Consider the following 3415-nt stretch of genomic DNA (forward strand, 5'->3'; position numbering starts at 1 on the left):
CCCCCACGCCCCCCAGCGCCGCGCCCACGCGCGAGAGCCGCGCCCCGCGCCGCTTCCACGCGCGGTCGGACAGATACCAGGCCGCCGTATTGAGCGCCCCCCGCTCCACCCACCGGTACAGCTCGTCGAGCCGCTCGGCAGGCTCGCCCCAGTCGCCGAGCGGGAAGGCCCGCCCCGTCAGATCCCCGGACCGGGAGCCCTCGGTGCCGCCCCGGGCGCTCTCCCGCGCACCTGCCCCGGCACCCTGCCCGTGCCCGTCATGGGGCACCCCCTCGGGCTGCATATCCGGCTGGCTCACGGCACTCCCTCTACCTCTACGAGATCCCTGACTGTTCCCTGCGGCGGTTCCGTACGGTGCGCGCCCTGTGACACCTGGTGCTGATGCGCAGCCCCAGTACTACCGCCCAATGGGTGGCCATGAGCCCGTTTTCGCGGTATTTCCGCCCGGAAGAGGTGCTTGATCAGGTATAGGAGGACCGCTGATCTCACTCGAAAGAGTGCTGGGGCGAGGCCACCCCTGACCACGTAGGCTCATTACAGGTGGAAACCCCGCCGTACAAGCCGTCATGAACCGTCATGAACCGTCACAGACAGGAGCTGATCGTGATCCCCGGTGGTGGCCAGCCCAACATGCAGCAGCTGCTCCAGCAGGCCCAGAAGATGCAGCAGGACCTCGCGGCCGCGCAGGAGGAGCTCGCGCGCACGGAGGTCGAGGGCCAGGCGGGCGGCGGTCTCGTCAAGGCGACGGTCAACGGCTCGGGCGAACTGCGCGGCCTCGTCATCGACCCCAAGGCGGTCGACCCGGAGGACACGGAGACCCTCGCCGACCTGGTCGTCGCGGCGGTTCAGGCGGCAAACGAGAACGCGCAGGCGCTCCAGCAGGAGAAGCTGGGCCCGCTCGCGCAGGGCCTGGGCGGCGGCGGCATCCCGGGCCTTCCCTTCTAAGAAACCCCCCGGCCAACTACCGTACGTATCAGAGCTAGACCCTGAAGAAGGCAAAGAAAGGCGTCCCGTGTACGAAGGCGTGGTCCAGGACCTCATCGACGAGTTGGGCAGGCTGCCCGGCGTCGGTCCCAAGAGCGCGCAGCGGATCGCCTTCCACATCCTGCAGGCGGAGCCGACGGACGTACGCCGTCTCGCGCACGCCCTCCTCGAGGTGAAGGACAAGGTCCGCTTCTGCGCAACGTGCGGGAACGTGGCGCAGGAAGAACTCTGCAACATCTGCCGCGACCCCCGCCGCGACCTGTCGGTCATCTGCGTGGTGGAGGAGCCCAAGGACGTAGTCGCGATCGAACGCACCCGCGAATTCCGAGGGAAGTACCACGTCCTGGGCGGCGCGATCAGCCCGATCGAGGGCGTGGGCCCGGACGACCTGCGCATACGAGAACTCCTCGCGCGTCTTGCGGACGGCACGGTCACGGAACTCATCCTGGCCACGGACCCGAACCTGGAGGGCGAGGCCACGGCGACGTACCTCGCACGCATGATCAAGCCCATGGGCCTGAAGGTCACCCGCCTGGCCAGCGGGCTCCCTGTCGGGGGAGATCTGGAATACGCGGACGAGGTCACTCTGGGCCGCGCCTTCGAGGGGAGACGACTCCTAGATGTCTAAGCAACAGAAGTCGCAGACGCAGCAGTCCGACGCCGGAGCCGACGCCGGAGCCGACGCCGGAACGAAGCTGATCCACTCCACATCCCAGGACCCGGACTCCTTCGCGGTGCAGATCTCGGACCAGATCGAGAGCTTCATCGTGGCGGTGACGGAGGTGGCAAAGGGCGACGAACCGGATTCAGCTGTCCCCTTCCTCCTCCTGGAGGTCTCCCAACTCCTCCTGGCCGGCGGCCGCCTGGGCGCGCACGAGGACATCGTCCCCGAGGAGCGCTACGAGCCGGACCTCGGCCCGGAGCGCGACGTGGACGACCTCCGCGAACGCCTGGCGCTCCTCCTGGAGCCGGTGGACGTCTACTCGGAGGTCTTCGACCCCTACGAGCCGCGCAAGGCCCCGGTCCCGGCCCGCATCTCGGACGACTTGGCGGACGTGGTCGCGGACCTCTCGCACGGCCTGGCGCACTACCGCGCGGGCCGCACGACCGAGGCCCTCTGGTGGTGGCAGTTCTCGTACTTCTCCAACTGGGGCTCGACGGCCTCGGCCGCCCTCCGCGCCCTCCAGTCCCTGGTGGCGCATGTGAGGCTGAACCAGCCGCTCGAGGACCTGAACGGCCTGGACACGGACGAGGACTTGGCGGAGGACGCGTTGGCGGAGGCGGCGGGCAAGGTGATGGCGGAGGAGCTTGCCTGGCCCCTGGGCATGCGGACCGTCAAATAACGCTGGCTTCTGCCTCAACCCCGAGAGCCTGCGGCCGCTGACTTGGAGACCATGCGTACTTATGCGGCGGCGCTTGGCGCCAAGATCACGGTGTCCATCGAGTACGGCGATCGGATCGTCGGAGCTGCCTGACCGGGGCGAAATGGCACTGAACGGCGCCCAGTTGCGCACTGCGGCGATACGTTGAGTTACGTAACTGCGCTAGGGGGCGGGGCCATGGCGGACGAGGTGTGGGCAGGTCTTGCCGAGGCGATCGGGGCGATCCGCGGGGAGCTGCAGCGGGCGGCCGATGAGGGCCGTGGGCAGGGCGTCCAATTCCGCACCGGACCGGTGGAGTTGGAGTTCTCCGTAGACGTACGCGTGGACGGCGAGGCGCGGGCGAAAGTGTTCGTGCTGCCGTTCAGCGCGGAGGTGAAGGCGGCGAGGGCGCAGGGGACGGTGAGCAGGGTGAAGCTCACGCTCCAGCCGGTGGATCCGGAGACGGGTGAGGATGCGCGGGTCGGCGATGAGTCGGCTGAAGAGCGCCCCGAGTAGGGCGGCGGCCACCCCATGGACGTACGACGGGTCATGGAGATCTGGAGCCCGTCGGGCAAGCGAGCGGGCAGCGGATACCTCGTTGCGGATCGGCTGGTTCTGACGGCGCTTCACAATGTGGCGGGCGGGGCACGGGAGTTAGAGGTCCGGCGGCTTGACCCGGAGGGGCGTACGCGGTGGGCTGCTGCGGAGGTGCTGTGGCCGGAGCGGGGCCAGGAGCCTGACCTGGAGCGGGAGCCGCAGGCGGATGCGGCGTTGATTCGCATCACGGGGGCTGACTGGATGCCGCCGGGCGATGCTTCGGCCCTGGTGCGGTGGGGCCGGATCGAGCCGCTGGCCGGCGAATCCCAACTCCCTTGCCTGGCGGTCGGTTTCCCTCGTTCGGAGATACGCGACCGGACCCGGGACACGAAGGAGATCCGAGGCCACGTCGAGACTCTGACCGGCCTGAAGTCGGGCGGTCTGATCACGGCGTACGTCGACCGGGTCGCCGCCCCGAGCAAGCCGGACGAGAAGTCGCGGTGGGCGGGGGCGTCGGGGGCTGTCTCTTATAC

Annotated in this window: 5 protein-coding genes and 1 pseudogene; 5 read left to right on the forward strand and 1 reads right to left on the reverse strand. The window is 69.0% G+C overall.

Translation table 11 applies throughout. The features are described from left to right. Nucleotides 1-298: SLATT domain-containing protein (locus E2651_RS42160; protein ID WP_135336555.1), on the reverse strand; the 298-nt coding region annotated here is incomplete at its 3' end. A 305-nt stretch (nucleotides 299-603) separates the two neighbouring features. Between E2651_RS42160 and E2651_RS42165 the strand changes: the two genes are divergently transcribed. From E2651_RS42165 to E2651_RS42190, 5 genes and pseudogenes are all read left to right on the forward strand, one after another. Beyond that, complete coding sequence (locus E2651_RS42165; RefSeq protein ID WP_135336558.1) at nucleotides 604-945, forward strand: YbaB/EbfC family nucleoid-associated protein; 342 nt, start codon at nucleotides 604-606, stop codon at nucleotides 943-945. Between the two features lie 67 nt (nucleotides 946-1012). Continuing rightward, complete coding sequence (recR, locus tag E2651_RS42170; RefSeq protein ID WP_030781910.1) at nucleotides 1013-1612, forward strand: recombination mediator RecR; 600 nt, start codon at nucleotides 1013-1015, stop codon at nucleotides 1610-1612. Then, entirely contained in the window at nucleotides 1605-2327 is a 723-nt protein-coding gene (locus E2651_RS42175; protein ID WP_135336556.1) for a DUF5063 domain-containing protein, read from the forward strand. Before recR ends, E2651_RS42175 begins: the two co-directional genes overlap by 8 nt. A 216-nt stretch (nucleotides 2328-2543) precedes the next feature. Beyond that, complete coding sequence (locus E2651_RS42185) at nucleotides 2544-2861, forward strand: trypco2 family protein (protein ID WP_135336557.1); 318 nt, start codon at nucleotides 2544-2546, stop codon at nucleotides 2859-2861. Between the two features lie 15 nt (nucleotides 2862-2876). Next, nucleotides 2877-3415, forward strand: a pseudogene (locus E2651_RS42190) (hypothetical protein); the annotation flags it as partial.

Source organism: Streptomyces sp. MZ04 (assembly GCF_004684775.1).
Lineage (GTDB): Bacteria > Actinomycetota > Actinomycetes > Streptomycetales > Streptomycetaceae > Streptomyces.

Excerpts from the sequence above, each read along its gene's own strand:
- E2651_RS42175 (WP_135336556.1), top strand. The coding sequence starts at position 1,605 with ATGTCTAAGCAACAGAAGTCGCAGACGCAGCAGTCCGACGCCGGAGCC.
- E2651_RS42185 (WP_135336557.1), top strand. The coding sequence starts at position 2,544 with ATGGCGGACGAGGTGTGGGCAGGTCTTGCCGAGGCGATCGGGGCGATC.